Consider the following 15,610-nt stretch of genomic DNA (forward strand, 5'->3'; position numbering starts at 1 on the left):
TTTAATTATTTTAGTTTTTAACGGCTTTTGATAGATCCCACATCGGCAAAAATATACCAAGAGCTAGTAAAAGCACCATGCCCGCTATAAAAACGAGCAAGATAGGCTCGATATAGTTTGAGATGTTATCAATAATATCGTTAAATTTCATCCTGTAATAGTCAGTAACTTTTCCAGTCATATCGTCTAAGCTACCGCTTTGCTCACCAGCGCTTATCATCTGTATGAGCATATTTTCATATAAATTTGTATCTCTAAAAGCCTCCGTTAGGCTAACGCCCCTACCAACAAGTATCTTAACGCCGCTTAGCTTCTTTTTGATATCCTTGTTTGAGACCGTTATCACAGCCGTATCAAGGGCATCTGCTATAGGCAAACCAGCTCGAACAAGCTCTGTAAAGATGAGGTTAAACCTGCTCATATTTGAATAAAATATGATCTTACCAATGAGATAGACTTTCAAAAGGTATTTATCGACCTTATCTTGAAATTCTTCACTCTCAAGATAGTATTTTCTAAGCAAATATCCGATAAATGCAAGTGCTCCAAGGATATAAAAGCCGTAGTTTGTCATGACATATTCGATATTTAGCAAAATTTTAGTTGGCAGTGGTAGCTCTGCATTTAACTGCTCGAAAATTTCTCTAAACTGCGGCACAACAAGTATCATAAGGATGACAAAGGCTATGATGATCGCGCAGATGACTGTTATCGGATAGCGGATAGCTTTTTTAAATTTTTGCTGATTGTCCCAGACCTCTTGCAAGATAGAGGCGAGCTTTGCAAGCGCGTCAGCCATATTACCAGTGCTTTCCCCTAGCCTTATCATCGCAAGCGTCACGTCGCCTAGCTCTTCTTTAAAATTTTCTATGCTATTTGTGAGGCTTGAGCCTTGATTTAGCTCCTCATCTATAGTCTGAAATATAAATTTCAGGCGCTTATCCTCGGTGGAGTTTGCAACCTCTTTAATGCTATCGTGGATAGAAATTCCAGCATTTGTCATAACGCTAAGCTGTCTTATGGTGGCAACTAAATTTGGGATTTTGACCTTTGGATTAGTAAAAGCCTTTGCGATCACATTTTGTAAATTTTCAAAGTTATTTATGCTAGAAGTTTGCGTCTCCTTGATCTTTACGATCATGCCAGTGACATTTGCTTTATCTTTGATCTCGCTTTTATTGTTCGCTCTTAGGCTCATCTTATGGCGTTTGCCGTTTTGGATGTACTCAACCTCAAAGTATTTCATATCTTAGCAACCCTATAAACTTCTTCAAGTGTGGTTATGCCATTTGCCGCTCTTATGACGCCATCATGAAACATATCTATAAAGCCCTCTTCGTAAGCTACGCTTTTAAGCTCATCTTTAGAAGCACCATTTGCAACCATACTTGCTATATGGTCGCTAATAGGCAAAATTTCACTTATCATCTCACGACCTAGATATCCTGTTTGTGAGCATTGCGGACATCCGACGCTTTTATAAAACTGATAGTTTTCAGGGACAAATTTCTTAACCTCGTCAAATGCCTTTTGAGATAGAGTAATCTTTTGTTTGCAGTGTGGGCAGAGCTTTCTAACAAGCCTTTGAGCCTCTATGCAAACGAGCGCGCCACTTACTAGATAAGGCTCGATGCCCATATCTATCATACGAGGAAGTGCGCTTATGGCGTCATTTGTGTGAAGTGTAGAAAAGACAAGGTGACCAGTAAGTGCTGCTTGTATCGCTATGCGAAGTGTCTCTTGATCCCTGATCTCGCCTATCATTATGACATCTGGGTCTTGTCTCAAAATAGAACGGAGCGCTGAAACAAAGGTAAGACCAGCCTTTTCATTTACATGCACTTGTTGGATCATATTTAGCTGATACTCAACCGGGTCTTCAACTGTTATGATCTTAGTTTTTACGCTTTTTATATCATTTAGCGCACCATAAAGTGTAGTAGTCTTACCTGATCCTGTTGGACCAGTGACTAAAATGATACCATAAGGCGCTTTCATGCTCTTTTTAAATTTGGCAAAGTTATCAGGATGCATGCCGAGGTCTTCTAAATTTATAATGACCTTTGACTTATCAAGAATTCTTAATACTATACTTTCACCGTTTAAGATAGGTAGCGTCGAGATACGAAAATCATACTCTTTGTCTAAAATTTGAGCTGAAAATCTACCATCTTGTGGGCGGCGGCGCTCTGCGATATCCATATTTGAAAGTAGCTTCATACGGCTAACCATCGGCGGATAGATATCTTTATCAAATATAAATGTCTCACTTAGCATGCCATCGATCCTGCTTCTTACGATGCAGTTTGTCTCGGTTGGCTCGATGTGGATGTCGCTGGCTCTGCTTTGGATAGATGTTTTTAAGATGATCTCGATTAGCTTTAAAATTCCAGAGTTTTCACTGTTTTGACCTTGGCTAGCCGAGCTTGAAAGCTCTCTTCTGATCTCTGTTATAACATCTTTTATGCTCTCATTTAGTGCTAGCTTGCTTATATATTTTTCTATCTGAGTTGGCTGAGCAATGGCAACTTTTAGTAGTTTTCTATTAAATAAATTTTGCACCTTATCTTGAGCGATAACGTCAAATGGATTTTTAAAAGCGACATATACGCTTATCTCATCTTCTTTTACTGGGATCGCGCTATATGTCTTTAGTTGAGCGGTGCTTAGCTTTTCGCTGATGCGATAGTCGATGTCGATATCATCAAGATCAAAGTATAAAACCTTAAATTTCTCGCTTATAAATTTAACAAAAGCCTTGATATCAAGCTCAAGGTCGTTTGAAATTTCATCGATATTTACATGCCCCCTCCTATAAATATCAGACAAAATTTCCATAAAGTCATCGTCATTTAGTAAATTTTCATCTCTTAAAATTTTAACAAGGCCTTTGCCTTCTTGCTCGCTTATCTGCTTTATCTTTTCTATATCTGATGTGCTTAGTTTGCCGTTTTGTTCTATATTTTTTAAGATTACATTTTCTACATTTTTCATTATCTATACTCTATTTGTGATTTCAGGTCGTTATTTTTAAAAATTTTAAGCACTAGCTTTGGTATTTGTCCATTTGTCGGACTGATCTCATACCTCGTGTCAGAGTTTGGCTCTTCAAAGATAAATGTACCAAGCTCTTCGACATACTCTTTTTTTACAAATTTATCAAACAAAAATGAAAGTATATAATCACTCTTTGGAAGCCTGATATAGCTTATATCAACGCCATCTATCATAGCGTGAAATAAGAGCTTTTTCTTAAACAATATATCGGCAAAATAGGCAGCATTTTCTCTTGATTTTTCGCTCTTTACTAGCTTATCGATCGGAGTTGCTAGCCTGTTTAGATCGTTCATCTTTATGCAAGCGATGCCAAACATAGAAATTTGCTCTTCGTTATTTTGTGTTTTTAAAAAGTCCTCAACCTTTTGGTTGCAGACTTTTGCGTAGTTTGCGCTGTTAAAGTCATCCCTAATCTCGGTTAGACTAACAGCAAAAACTTCACAAACAAAAACCAAAAAAATAGCAAAAAATCTCATAATGTTCCACTTTTTATCTTATTTATAAGCTCATTTATCGAAGCTTTGTTTAAGTTTTTATTATACTCCCTTAGAGCTTTTACGGCATCATCGCTTTGCTTTAGCTTATATTTTGACTTTGCAAAGATGATCCATGACTCCTCTAAGCTATTATCTATATCGTTTGCAGCAAGCGACCACTTTATAGCTTCTTTGAAATTATTATTTCTAAAATTTAATCTCGCAAGCTCGAGCGCAATAGTTGGATTATTTGTCTTTAAAAATTGTTCTCTTAGCACGCTCTCTTCATTTGATGCTGAAGTTACTTGTATATTTACACGCTTTCTAGCTGGCTTTGACTCAAGATCTATCACTTCATCTTGTGGCACGCTTATGCCATTTATACCATTTTGCTCGGTAAGTGGCTCTTCATCAGGGATGTTTAGCTTAAGCCAACCTTGTGAGTTTCTTTGCCTTTTTGGGTCATTTTTCGAAGTATCGTTTGTCTCGTTTATCTTTACAACCTCTTCAAGCTTTTTAGCTATCTTGTCAGCTAGCTCATCTTGCTTTTTACCCTCTTCAAATTTAGCCTTAGCAACCTCGCTCTTTTGCCTTAGCTCACTAAGAACGCTTACATTTGTCTCATTTTTTTCTACCATTTTTATTGTGGTTGCATTTTTGGCTAAAACTTTATCGCTTTTATTAGCAAGACTTGGAGCTTTTTCTATGCTAAGCACTATCAATGCAGCCAGCAAAATGATGATAAGCAAAAGCTCGATGATTAAAATTTTAGAGTTTTTGGCATTAAAAATTTTATGCAAAAAGCCACCATTTTTTTTCTTGTAGCTCTCATAAAGCTTTTCTAGTCTTTGAATTTCTTGTGGTTCAAGCATCGATTAGCCCCGCATCAAGTGCAGCCATGGTAAGTATCATGATATTTGCCTTATCACCGCTAAGCTTTGAAGGCTGATACTGCTCGTAGTATTCGCAAATTTCATAGAATTTATACATGATCTTGTTTAGCGTTCTTAAATTTCCACCGCAAAATGAGTAGGCGCATTCGTAGTCTTTTTTCTCAAATTTAAGGTATTTATCATAGTTTTTTTGACTAAGCTTTCTTTGCAAGTATATGATGATCTCATTTACATCAGCACTACTTAGCTCGATGCTCTCCCAAATTCTAGTCTGAAAATAATCTTTCGCCAAAATATCTTCATTTTCAGTTTTATGTATCGTAAAAAGAAATTTAAACATCCTAGTATCAGCCATAAGCCTTATCTTCTCGATAAGCTCAGTCGGATAGAGCTGTGCTTCATCTAGGATAACCGTCATTTGATTTTTTAAAATTTCATCTTTACTGCTAAAGTCTTTTGAATAAAATTTTATAAAGCTCTCAAAGTTGTTTATATCTTCAAGCTTTTTTCCATAAATTTGCTCACAAAGTGCCTCGATAAATGTCGCCTCGCTAAAAAATGGATGCGGAAAAAAGATGAGGCTTTTATCTTCTTTTAGATCATTTGCGATCTTGTTTAGCAAAAAGGTCTTGCCGCTACCTGGCTTACCATAAAACAAGATGAGCTTTAGTGGCTTTTTTAGAGCCAAAACTATCTTATTGTAGCAGCTTATAGAGTTGTCTAAATTTACGAAATTTAAACTCTCATCTTCATCTATGAAAACATCTTTTATATGCGTATAAATATTTTCGTTACTCATAGATCGATTTAGAAAATCCTAGATCTTTTAGCGACTGCTGAACTGGTTTTGCATCTTCAAGATCAACAACTCTTGGCGTGATGACAAAGATAAGCTCAGTAGTTCTTACGCCATCTCTTGTGCTTTTAAAGACACTTCCTATTAAAGGTATGTCGGCTAGAAGTGGCACAGCTGTGTTTTGCTTATCTTTGGTCTGTCCGATAAGTCCGCCAAGTATGATCGTATCGCCACTATTTACCTGAACTACGGTTGAGAGTTTTTTCTGAACTGTATCAGGGGCGATCTCTCTAATGGCTGTATTTTGTGATCTTGTGTCATCTTCTGCATACTTAAAGCTGCTTAAGCTTGGGTTGATGCGAAGCATGATCTTATTGTTATCTGAGACTTCTGGAAGCAAATTTAGCAAGATACCGATAAATACAGAGTATTGCTTATAAGTTGTTGTAAGCCTGTTGTTATTGTTATTGTTGCTACCATTATCTGTCTCTTCCATAACGCGGTAGTTTATATTATCACCCACAGAGATTAGCGCTTGTTGGTTGTTTAGAGTGGTTACTTTTGGACTTGAAACGACCTTTGTTTTACCATTTGTTTCAAGGAAATTTATCATGCCATCAAGGCTAAAGTTTAAATTTGCAGCGATGTTTAACGTGCGTCCAAAGCCATCGCTTAAGCTGTTACCCTTGTTTGTCCAGCTTGCATATGAGCTAGTACTAGAACCTGGGTTGCCGATATATGAGTTAAATCCAAGCTCAAATTTACTCCAATCAACGCCTTGCTTATACTCGTTATTTAGATCAACTGCGATGATAGAAACATCGATGATGACTTGCTTTTTAAGCCTTCTTTGCATCTCGGCTATATATTTTTCAACGCGTTTTAGCTGTGATGGGGTCGCTGTAACCGTGATAAGTCCAGCATTTTGGTTTATGATAGGATCTGGCGCCGTGATGTGCTCACTGCTATTATTCAAGATAGCTTTTAGCTCAGCATCAAGCTTCTCCCAGAAGTCAAATTTCTCAGTTGTTCTTATCAAGTTGTTTTCATTTTTTATGTCGTTTGAGCTAGTATCACTGCTTGAGCCACTACCTACTTCTGACGGAGAGGCATCAACAGAAGCTTTTGTAATGGCTGTGCCCTCACGGATAGAGGTTATATAGTCTATTTTAAAAATTTTTGTTTGAAGCGATGAGATTTTTAAGACATTATTTGAAAACTCATAGCTTAAATTTTTCTCATTTAAAAGCAGATCAAAGACTTCGCTTAGGCTCATGTTTCTTATATTTACGCCAAATACTTTATCATCAAGCTCTTTTTTGCTATAAGCATCTTTTGCGACGATACTAAAATCACACATTTCAGAGAGCTGATTTAAAACATCTCCAAGACTTATATCGTCTGTGATCTTCATACTAAAATTTTTACTCAAGCATGTGCTTGGTTTTGCCATCATAGGGGTAGCTAAAAATGAAGCTAACGCCACAGTTATAATAAATTTACTTAATTTTGATACCAACATTTTTACTTCCATTTTTAAGAGTTAGTTCTTGTTTTTCATCATCTTTTATGATGATAACCTTGCTGCCATAAACACTTGTGATATTGTAATCATCAATCATATCTCCCACCTTATACCACTTGCCATTTATATTTGCTTTATTTAGCAAAATGGCTTTTAGCATAAACCCCCTTGCAGAAGAGTATTTTGTAGTGTTTTGATCGCCTTTTGGAGCAACTGGCAAATTTAGCTTAAAAGGATCTTGCAAACTAGAAATTTCACTACCATTAAGCCCTTTTCTTTGCTCTTTTATCTTAATAAAAACTTCATCATAGTTTTTCATCTCGCCTTCAAACTCACTGCCAAATAGACCAAGAGATAAAATTAAAAATAAACCAAATTTTTTCATCAGTACTTCATACCCCACACTGAGATAGAGAGCTTAGCACCTAGATCTTTTTGAGTGGAATTTATATCCATTTTGTGAAGATCTACTACAAGTTTTGACTCTTCAAGTCCATTTATATAGCTAAGCATATCTTTAAAATTTCCAAGGCAAGTGACATCTATATTTAAAATTTGCTCTATCTTTTGGAAATTTGGCTCTTTTATATCACTTTTAAGCTCTAAAATTTTTATATTATTTTGTTTTGCCAAAAGCACGATGCTATCTATATAGTTTGCCCAGTTTTGATTGTCAAAAAGCAAAAATGAAAGCTCTTTAAGCTTTGAGTCAAAATAGGTATTAAATTTCAAAATATTCGTGTAGCGTAGTTTTAGATTGCTTAAATTTCTATTTTCTTCATTTATCTTGAAATCTCTATCGCCATCAGGGGAGCTAACTGAGGCTAGATAGTTTCTAGTGTTTTCTAGCTTTGTAGAAATTCTCGTATGTTTATCAAGCTTTTCATCAAAGAAATTTTGCGCAGGATCAAAGCATAGCATATAGACAAGATAAGCTATGATAAGCGCTGAGCCAAGAAAAATAAGGTTTGTTTCGTTTGGCTTTTTGCTATCGAAGTACTGATCTATTTTGCTTAAAATATCTTGTCTCATTGTCTAATCTCTATGCTTATATTGCTTTCATACTCGTGTTTAGCGTCATCTGAACGAATTTTTTTAGTATTTACCAAGTATTTTTCATCTTTGCTGATATCTTTGATCAACTGGGTTATCCTTTTTTCATTATCGCTAACTGCAGTTATAGTCAAATTTCTATCGTTATTTACGATGTTTGTGATATGAACTGCGTTTAGATTTAAAATATCGGTAATTTTAAAAAGATTTAAACCCTTCATAGCGTAATTATCTTTTTTATTTTCGATCTCAGCAAGCAAACCTTTTCTGAAATTTAGCTTTTCATTCTCTTTTTGAGTCTGCTCTTTTACCGCCTCTTGTTCTCTTGAAATTTTAGCTAGCGTCTCTTTTATCTGCATCTCTTGTGCGTTTAGGACGCTATATTCGTCATTTAGTCTTGCGCTGTCTTTTTCTAAAACAAGACCAGCTATGTAGTTGTAGGCTGGATATAACATACTTAGCGCAAATGCCGCAGCGCAAGTGAGCAAAAATTTGCCACTTTTTCTTTTGACAAATGGATCTGGGCGAAGCATATTTGAGAGGTTAAAATTCTCATAAAATGGCTCTTTGGTATAAAATCTACCAAATAAAGCCATAATGTTATAACGCTCGTTGATAGTGTAGTTTTTGTTGTTTATCGCAACTTTTATATTTATATACTCGGCATCCAAGCCAAGTTTGGTTGAGATAAAATTTGCAAAATTTTTGATCTCATAGTCACAATCTATGTAAATTTTCTTTATGGCTATGCCATTTTGGCTATTTATAATGTTTAAAATATCGTTAAAGTAAAAGATATAATCTTCAAAAACTGTGTTTAGATCGTAGTTAAAGCCATCATCGTCTTTATTTACAAGCCCTCTTTGAGACAAAACTTCGAGAAATTTATCATCGCTTAGGCGGTCGCCGCTTTGCTCTAAGAATTTATCTTTAAGATAGTTTAAGTTATAGCGAATTTCTCTAGCAGTAAAAAAATCACCATCTAAATATATGCTTAAAAATGATTCATCTTTTCTAAGCGCTATAAAGCAGTCTGCTTGTGTGCTAGGCAACAAGCCTTTTTTATAAATAGCAGAGTAGATCAAAGGCTCAGGCGCAAGGTAGTCGATATATGGGACCTTTTTTGCAACTGCTTTAAAGGTCGAATTTATATCTTCATTTGTGATAGCAAAAACAGTAAAAATTCTCTCTTGAGCTTTTGTAGTGCCTTCTGAAAAAAATATCTTATTATCAAGCGCTGGATCAAGTGAGAGCTCCGCATAGACCTTTGAGTAAAGCTCCTCATAAAGGGTGTCGTTATCAACGCTTCTAGGGATAAAAATAGTTGTTGTTTTTAAGTCTTTAAATTTTATGTATGAGATGAAAAAGTCGCGTTTATTGACTGTTTTTGAAAAGTTAAAAGCTTCTACATTGCTGTTGTGATAACGAAATCCTTTATAGTCATACGGATCTAGTGCAACTATAGAAATTTCACTATTTTTTTTAATATTCATCATGAATCAAAAAACCTTCCTAAACGCTTATATTTGGTATTTTAATATCTTTAAAATAAAAAATCAATAGCCGATTATCTGATTTAGGCTCTTTTCTTCTTTACTCCAGCCTTTTTTAACGACTACATCGAGCTTTAGAAAGACCTTTGTGTTGGTTAAATTTTGTATTAACTTTCTTGCAAAAATTCCAATTCTTTTAATAGTTTCACCATTTTTTCCGATGATCATACTTTTATGAATGTCACGCTCCGTGATAATGCTTGCATAAATTTCAGTTATGCCTGTTTTTTCTTTTACGCTTTTTATGATCGCGTCGCTAAGATAAGGGATCTCGTCGCTTAAATTTTCATAGATCGCTTCAAGTATAAATTCTCTAAAAATTTCCTTCTCGTTTGTCGGCGTAAGAAATTCTGGATCATAAAAGTACTCATGCTCTGGCAAAAGCTTGCAAATTTCATCAAGAAGTGGCTTTTTATAGGTAGGCTGCTTGGTACTAAAAGTAAGCAAAGCTGCAAATTTATCTTGAAATTTCTGATACTGAGTGATCTTTTCAAGCACTTTTGCATTTGAGCTCTCATCGACTTTTGTTAGCACTAAGATATGCAGTTTTTCTGGATTTAGAGCTAGAAATTTCTCATAGTCGCTTGTATCATCATGAATAGGCGCTAAAAATACGATGAGATCGCAGTCTCCCATCGATTTTATAGCTTGGTTTATTAGTAGTTGATTTATCGCCTTGTTACTCTCGTGAAGCCCTGGTGTGTCGGTGAATATGATCTGATCTTCACCGTTCATCACGATACCATTTATCTTTCTGCGAGTTGCATTTTGCTTGTGCGAGACAATGGCGATCTTTTCATTCAATAAGGCATTTAAAAACGAGCTTTTGCCAGCATTTGTGCGTCCTATGATGCTAACAAAGCCTGATTTCAAAGTATGTACCTCGCTAGATCTTGATCCTCAACCACGTCTTTTAGGCACTCTTTTACAAGCTCTTTTGTCACATTTATCTTCTCGCCGCTCTTTTCGCTAGCCTCAAAGCTGATATCTTCTATCACACGCTCGATCACCGTGTGAAGGCGTCTAGCACCGATATCCTCCATCTTTTCATTTGCTGCGTGAGCAATCCTTGCTATCTCTCTTATCGCTTCATCGTCAAATTCTAGCTCGACATTTTCGGTTGATAGTAGGGCGATATATTGTTTTAAAAGCGAATTTTTTGGCTGTGTTAAAATTTGATAAAGCGCATCCTCATCAAGGCTATCAAGCTCGACCCTTAGTGGGAAACGGCCTTGAAGCTCTGGGATGAGATCGCTTGGTTTGCTTATGTGAAAGGCGCCAGCTGCGATAAACAAAATGTGATCTGTCTTTAAATTTCCAAATTTGGTATTAACATTTGAGCCCTCAACGATAGGTAACAAGTCTCTTTGCACGCCTTCTTTGCTTGGGTCTTGCCTGTTTGAGCTACCTGAGCCAACGGCAACCTTATCGATCTCGTCTATAAAGATAATGCCCTCGTTTTCAGCTCTTCTTAAAGCCTCAGTTTTTACGCTCTCAAGGTCTAAAATTTTATCATTTGCTTCACTTTGAAGGGCTTTTTTAGCGTCTTTTACCTTCATCTCTTTTTTGATATTTTTACCACCGATGCCAATTATCTTTATAAAGCTCTCTTGCATCTGCGCCATATCAGGTGGCACATTTGAGCCAGCTTCAAGCGGGTTTTGCTGCACCTCTATCTCTATACTTAGCTCGTCAAGCTCGCCATTTCTTAGCCTATTTAGCATTTTATCGTAGCTCTTTGCATATTCTGCTTGCTTCTCTTCGCTTGCACCTTTTGGAAGTGGCGGAAGTAGCTTTGAGACGATCTTTTCTTCGATGTAAGCGTTTATCTTGTCTTGGTTTTTCTCGCTTTGCTCGTTTTTTACGAGATTATATGACGCCATAGCAAGGTCTCTTACCATACTTTCAACGTCACGACCAACAAAGCCAACCTCAGTATATTTGCTAGCTTCTACCTTGATAAATGGCAGCCCCATCATCTTTGAAAGTCGCCTTGCGATCTCGGTTTTACCAACGCCAGTTGAGCCGATCATCAAGATATTTTTTGGCATGATGTCATCTTGCAAACTCTTTTCAAGCTTCATGCGGCGATACCTGTTGCGAAGTGCGATCGCTATGATTTTTTTGGCGTCCTTTTGACCGATCACATAGTCATCTAAAAATTTAACAATTTCTCTTGGTGTTAAGTTCATTTTCTCTCTTATTCTAAAACATAAGTTTTGATGTTTGTATTTGTATAGATGCAAATTTCACCAGCGATCTTGAGACTCTCTTTGACTAGCTCCTCTTCATCGATATCGGCAAATTTATCTAAGGCACGGGCCGCTGAAAGAGCGTAGTTGCCGCCACTTCCGATAGCTGCTATCTTGCCATCTTCTGGCTCAACTACATCCCCAGTGCCACTAAGTAAGAAAATTTTATCCCTATCAAGCACAAGCATCATAGCTTCTAGCTTTCTTAGATACTTGTCTTTGCGCCACTCTTTGCTAAATTCTATCACTGCCTTTAGCAAATCACCCTTTGTATGCTCTAAATTTTTCTCAAACATATCAAAAAGGTTAAACGCATCAGCTGTGCTACCAGCAAAGCCAGCTAAGACTTTGCCGTTGTGAATTTTGCGGATTTTTACAGCATTGCCTTTTAAGACAGTGTTGCCAAAGCTCACCTGTCCGTCGCCACCGATGACCGCTTTATTTTTGCCTTTGTAGGCTAAGATGGTTGTCGCATGAAACATCTACTCTCCTTGCACATCAACCTTTAAGGTCGCATTTATCGAGTGTCCAAGCTTTATAGAGACATCATAAAGACCAACTGCTTTTAGGTGCGTGTCTAGGTCGATAGCCTTTTTCTCAACTACCAAATGATGCGTCTTTTCAAGCTCTGCTGCGATCTCCTCTTTTGAAACTGAGCCAAAAAGCGAGCCATTTGCGCCAAGAGTTTTCTTGACGACGACTGTCACTTTTGCAAGCTCTTCTTTTAGTTTTTCTAAATTTGCGATCTCATATTTTAGCTCTTCAGCCTTTCTTTTTTGAGCTGCCTCATATTGACGAAGGACATCTGGAGTAGCTGCTTTTGCAAAGCCTTTGCCGATTAAGAAGTTGTTACCGTAGCCATCTTTTACCTCTTTTATCTCGCCAGCTTTTCCAAGTCCTTTTACATCTTTTATTAATAATACTTTCATTTTTGTCCTTTTAAAATTTATTTTTAGTCAAATTTTCGCCCATTTTTGCGTGCAATTATAAAGCGAAGAGCATTTAGTTTAATAAATCCTTCCGCGTCTTTTTGATCATAAACGCTGTCTTCTTCAAATGTGCAGTATGCCTCGCTAAAGAGATTATCATTTTTACTGCTTCTGCCAAGGATAGTGACGTTGCCTTTATAAAGCTCAACTTTTACAGAGCCATTTACGTGCTCTTGGCTCTTGTCGATGAGAGCTTGGAGCATATTTCGCTCAGGTGACCACCAGTAGCCGTTATAAACTAGCTCGGCATATTTTGGCATGATCTCATCTTTTAAGTGAGCTGCACCGCGGTCAAGCGTGATGCTCTCTATAGCTCTGTGAGCTTTTAGCATTATCGTGCCACCAGGAGTTTCGTAGCAGCCGCGGCTCTTCATACCAACTGAGCGGTTTTCTACGATGTCAAGTCTGCCGATGCCATGTTTTGCGCCAAGGCGGTTTAGCTCGGTTAAAATTTCAGCTGGGCTCATTTTTTTGCCGTTTATGCTCACTGGATCGCCTTTTTCATAGCCGATCTCGATGATCTCGCTCTTATCTGGAGCATTTTTAGGATCAACGCACCATCTCCACATATCATCTTCTGGTGCGTGGCTCGGGTCTTCAAGCACTAGGCCTTCGTAGCTTATGTGGAGTAAATTTGCGTCCATTGAGTATGGGCTTTTGCCTGGTTTTTTGGTTATATCTATGCCATTTTTCTCAGCATATGCTAAGAGCTTTTCGCGGCTGTTTAGATCCCATTCGCGCCATGGGGCGATGATAGTTAGATTATCGCCAAGCGCGTAGTATCCAAGCTCAAAGCGAACTTGGTCGTTGCCTTTACCTGTTGCTCCGTGGCTCACGCCATCAGCGCCAACAAGTCTTGCGATCTCACTTTGGCGTTTTGCTATAAGTGGGCGTGCGATCGATGTGCCAAGCAGATATTCGCCCTCATAGATGGCATTTGCTCTAAACATTGGAAATACATAATCACGTACAAATTCTTCTCTTAAATCTTCAATAAAAATATTTTCAGGTTTTACGCCAAGCGCTAGGGCTTTTTTGCGTGCAGGCTCTAGCTCTTCGCCTTGTCCGATATCAGCTGTAAATGTGACTACTTCGCATTTGTATTCGTCTTGAAGCCACTTTAAAATAATACTTGTGTCAAGTCCGCCTGAGTATGCTAAAACAACTTTTTTTACATCTTTTTTCATAGCTGTCCTTTTGTTGAAATGGTCGTATTTTAGCCTAAATTGATTAATCTTTAATAAATTAATCTATTAAATAATGTAAGTAAAATTTTATTTTTCTGATAGTTTTTGTCTGCGAAAATTACAAATTTTAGTTTAAGTTAGATTTGCTTGCAAATTTTAAATTTACAAGCAAAGTGTTTTTTTTAAACGCCTAGAAATTTAGCAAGGGCAAAATAAAATATAGCCGATGAGATAGCAGCTGCAGGAAGTGTGATGAGCCAAGCTAATATGATAGGTCTTACCATTTTCCAGTTTGCATTTTTATTTACGATACCGATGCCCAAAACCGCGCCTATTAGGATATGCGTCGAGCTAACTGGTATGCCAAGCTTTGTAGCTAGAAGTATGACGATACTTGAGGCAAGCTCCGCGCTAAAGCCAGTCGTCGGCAAAATTTCAGCTAGTTTTGAGCCAATAGTTGTGATCACCTCTTTACCTAAAAACCAAAGTCCAACAACAAGTGAGATGCCAAAGGTTACCATTGCGATGCTTGGTATGGGTGAGCTTTCGTTTATAGAGCCAGTTTTTAGCACGTCAAGCACGGCAGCAAATGGTCCAACTGCGTTTGCGATGTCGTTTGCGCCATGTGAAAAAGCAAAAGATGAAGCGGTAAAAATTTGAAACCATGAGAAAATTCTATTGATGCTCTTTTCGCTATCGTTTTTGCTCATGACGTTTATGATAGCAAGGCTTGCAAGATACGCTAGAGCGCCGATGACAAAGATGATCCAGACTGTTTGGATGATACTAAAGGCTAAATTTATATGCTCAAGCCCTTTAAAAAGCATCATTGACGAGATGACCATCGCAGCAAATCCAGCGATGATAGGGATGTGCTTTTTCATCGCTTTAAAGGTATCTATCTCTTTTTCGCTATCTTTCATGATGCGAATTTTTGAGCGGTACTCGCTGTATTCAGTGGTTTCGATCTCGTCCTCATCGATAACTGCGATCTTTGAAAGAGTGGCTATCTGCTCCTCAGCTGGCTTTGTTTTAAGCGCTTTTATGAAGCTTTCTTTATAGGCTTTTCTCTCAGCCTTTAGCGCTTTTAAATTTGTCTTTAGTTCGTGCGTTGGCTCGATTATTTTGCTTTTTACATAGCCAAATATAATGTAAGACATCACGCCACCAAGCAGTGGTGAGATGACCCAGCTAACGGCGATCCTGCCGATCTCACCCCAAGAGACCATATTAAGTGGCTCAGGATCTTTTATCATAAAACCCATGGCAAGTCCTGCGCCAACGATGCCGCCAACGATCGAGTGAGTTGTCGAGACTGGCAAACCCTTTTTAGACGCATAAAATAGCCAAAGACCAGAGCTTAGAAGGGCGGAGATCATGATGATGACAAATTTCATCGGGTTTATGTCACTTGGAAATTTCACGATCTCGTTTCTAATGGTATTTGTAACCTCAGACCCTGCGAATATCGCGCCGCTAAGCTCAAAAATGGCGGCGATTACAAGAGCTTGTTTTAGTGTGAGTGTTTTTGCGCCGACGCTTGTGCCAAAGCTGTTTGCAACGTCATTTCCGCCGATATTAAACGCCATAAAAAGACCAAACATACCAGCGATCAAGAATAAAAAGTAGTTATTTGCCGGGATGTATTGATAGCCCCAAACGAAAAATCCAACGCTGCAAATCGCAAAAATAACTAACGCCAAGAAGTTATCTCGAAGCAATCAAGCCCCCTTGTAAGAGTTTTTAGCAAAATTATATCTTGAAAATTATTAAAGTTTTTAGAATTTTCTCACTTTAAATGATACTAAATTATCATATGTTAGAATTTG

General features: G+C 37.6%; 15 protein-coding genes. All 15 read right to left on the reverse strand.

Annotated features, from left to right (window positions below; all coding sequences use genetic code 11):
• Positions 1-10: 10 nt before the first annotated feature.
• The 15 genes from CVT08_RS04945 to CVT08_RS05015 all read right to left on the reverse strand — a co-directional run bounded on the left by CVT08_RS04945 (position 11) and on the right by CVT08_RS05015 (position 15,502).
• On the reverse strand, positions 11-1,246 hold the full coding sequence (locus CVT08_RS04945) for a type II secretion system F family protein (RefSeq protein ID WP_012001751.1): 1,236 nt from the start codon (positions 1,244-1,246) through the stop codon (positions 11-13).
• Positions 1,243-2,994, reverse strand: a complete 1,752-nt coding sequence (locus tag CVT08_RS04950; RefSeq protein ID WP_107856195.1) for a GspE/PulE family protein — start codon at positions 2,992-2,994, stop codon at positions 1,243-1,245. Before CVT08_RS04950 ends, CVT08_RS04945 begins: the two co-directional genes overlap by 4 nt.
• Positions 2,994-3,533 (reverse strand): hypothetical protein, encoded by a 540-nt coding sequence (locus tag CVT08_RS04955; protein ID WP_107856196.1) that lies wholly within the window; start codon positions 3,531-3,533, stop codon positions 2,994-2,996. Before CVT08_RS04955 ends, CVT08_RS04950 begins: the two co-directional genes overlap by 1 nt.
• Positions 3,530-4,405, reverse strand: a complete 876-nt coding sequence (locus CVT08_RS04960) for a CDC27 family protein (protein ID WP_107797149.1) — start codon at positions 4,403-4,405, stop codon at positions 3,530-3,532. Before CVT08_RS04960 ends, CVT08_RS04955 begins: the two co-directional genes overlap by 4 nt.
• Positions 4,398-5,225, reverse strand: a complete 828-nt coding sequence (locus CVT08_RS04965) for an ATP-binding protein (RefSeq protein WP_012001747.1) — start codon at positions 5,223-5,225, stop codon at positions 4,398-4,400. Before CVT08_RS04965 ends, CVT08_RS04960 begins: the two co-directional genes overlap by 8 nt.
• On the reverse strand, positions 5,218-6,744 hold the full coding sequence (mshL, locus tag CVT08_RS04970) for a pilus (MSHA type) biogenesis protein MshL (RefSeq protein ID WP_107856197.1): 1,527 nt from the start codon (positions 6,742-6,744) through the stop codon (positions 5,218-5,220). Before mshL ends, CVT08_RS04965 begins: the two co-directional genes overlap by 8 nt.
• Positions 6,722-7,132: a hypothetical protein gene (locus CVT08_RS04975; RefSeq protein WP_107856198.1), complete on the reverse strand. Its 411-nt coding sequence runs from the start codon at positions 7,130-7,132 to the stop codon at positions 6,722-6,724. Before CVT08_RS04975 ends, mshL begins: the two co-directional genes overlap by 23 nt.
• Positions 7,132-7,779: a pilus assembly protein PilO gene (locus CVT08_RS04980; protein WP_107856199.1), complete on the reverse strand. Its 648-nt coding sequence runs from the start codon at positions 7,777-7,779 to the stop codon at positions 7,132-7,134. The genes CVT08_RS04975 and CVT08_RS04980 overlap by 1 nt, the downstream gene beginning before the upstream one ends.
• Entirely contained in the window at positions 7,776-9,296 is a 1,521-nt protein-coding gene (locus CVT08_RS04985) for a C4-dicarboxylate ABC transporter (protein WP_107856200.1), read from the reverse strand. The genes CVT08_RS04980 and CVT08_RS04985 overlap by 4 nt, the downstream gene beginning before the upstream one ends.
• 60 nt (positions 9,297-9,356) lie before the next feature.
• On the reverse strand, positions 9,357-10,226 hold the full coding sequence (gene era / locus CVT08_RS04990) for a GTPase Era (protein WP_107856201.1): 870 nt from the start codon (positions 10,224-10,226) through the stop codon (positions 9,357-9,359).
• Positions 10,223-11,545 (reverse strand): HslU--HslV peptidase ATPase subunit, encoded by a 1,323-nt coding sequence (gene hslU, locus CVT08_RS04995; RefSeq protein ID WP_107856202.1) that lies wholly within the window; start codon positions 11,543-11,545, stop codon positions 10,223-10,225. The genes era and hslU overlap by 4 nt, the downstream gene beginning before the upstream one ends.
• Before the next feature lie 8 nt (positions 11,546-11,553).
• The gene (hslV, locus tag CVT08_RS05000; protein ID WP_002940451.1) at positions 11,554-12,087 is read right to left on the reverse strand and encodes an ATP-dependent protease subunit HslV; all 534 of its coding nucleotides are present in this window, start codon (positions 12,085-12,087) and stop codon (positions 11,554-11,556) included.
• Complete coding sequence (gene rplI / locus CVT08_RS05005) at positions 12,088-12,534, reverse strand: 50S ribosomal protein L9 (RefSeq protein ID WP_009293837.1); 447 nt, start codon at positions 12,532-12,534, stop codon at positions 12,088-12,090. It abuts the gene before it with no gap.
• A 23-nt stretch (positions 12,535-12,557) separates the two neighbouring features.
• Entirely contained in the window at positions 12,558-13,781 is a 1,224-nt protein-coding gene (locus CVT08_RS05010) for an argininosuccinate synthase (RefSeq protein WP_107856203.1), read from the reverse strand.
• Between the two features lie 182 nt (positions 13,782-13,963).
• The gene (locus tag CVT08_RS05015) at positions 13,964-15,502 is read right to left on the reverse strand and encodes an inorganic phosphate transporter (protein WP_103615305.1); all 1,539 of its coding nucleotides are present in this window, start codon (positions 15,500-15,502) and stop codon (positions 13,964-13,966) included.
• Positions 15,503-15,610: the final 108 nt, after the last annotated feature.

Origin of the sequence: Campylobacter concisus (genome assembly GCF_003048835.2) — a bacterium.
GTDB classification, from domain to species: domain Bacteria; phylum Campylobacterota; class Campylobacteria; order Campylobacterales; family Campylobacteraceae; genus Campylobacter_A; species Campylobacter_A concisus_D.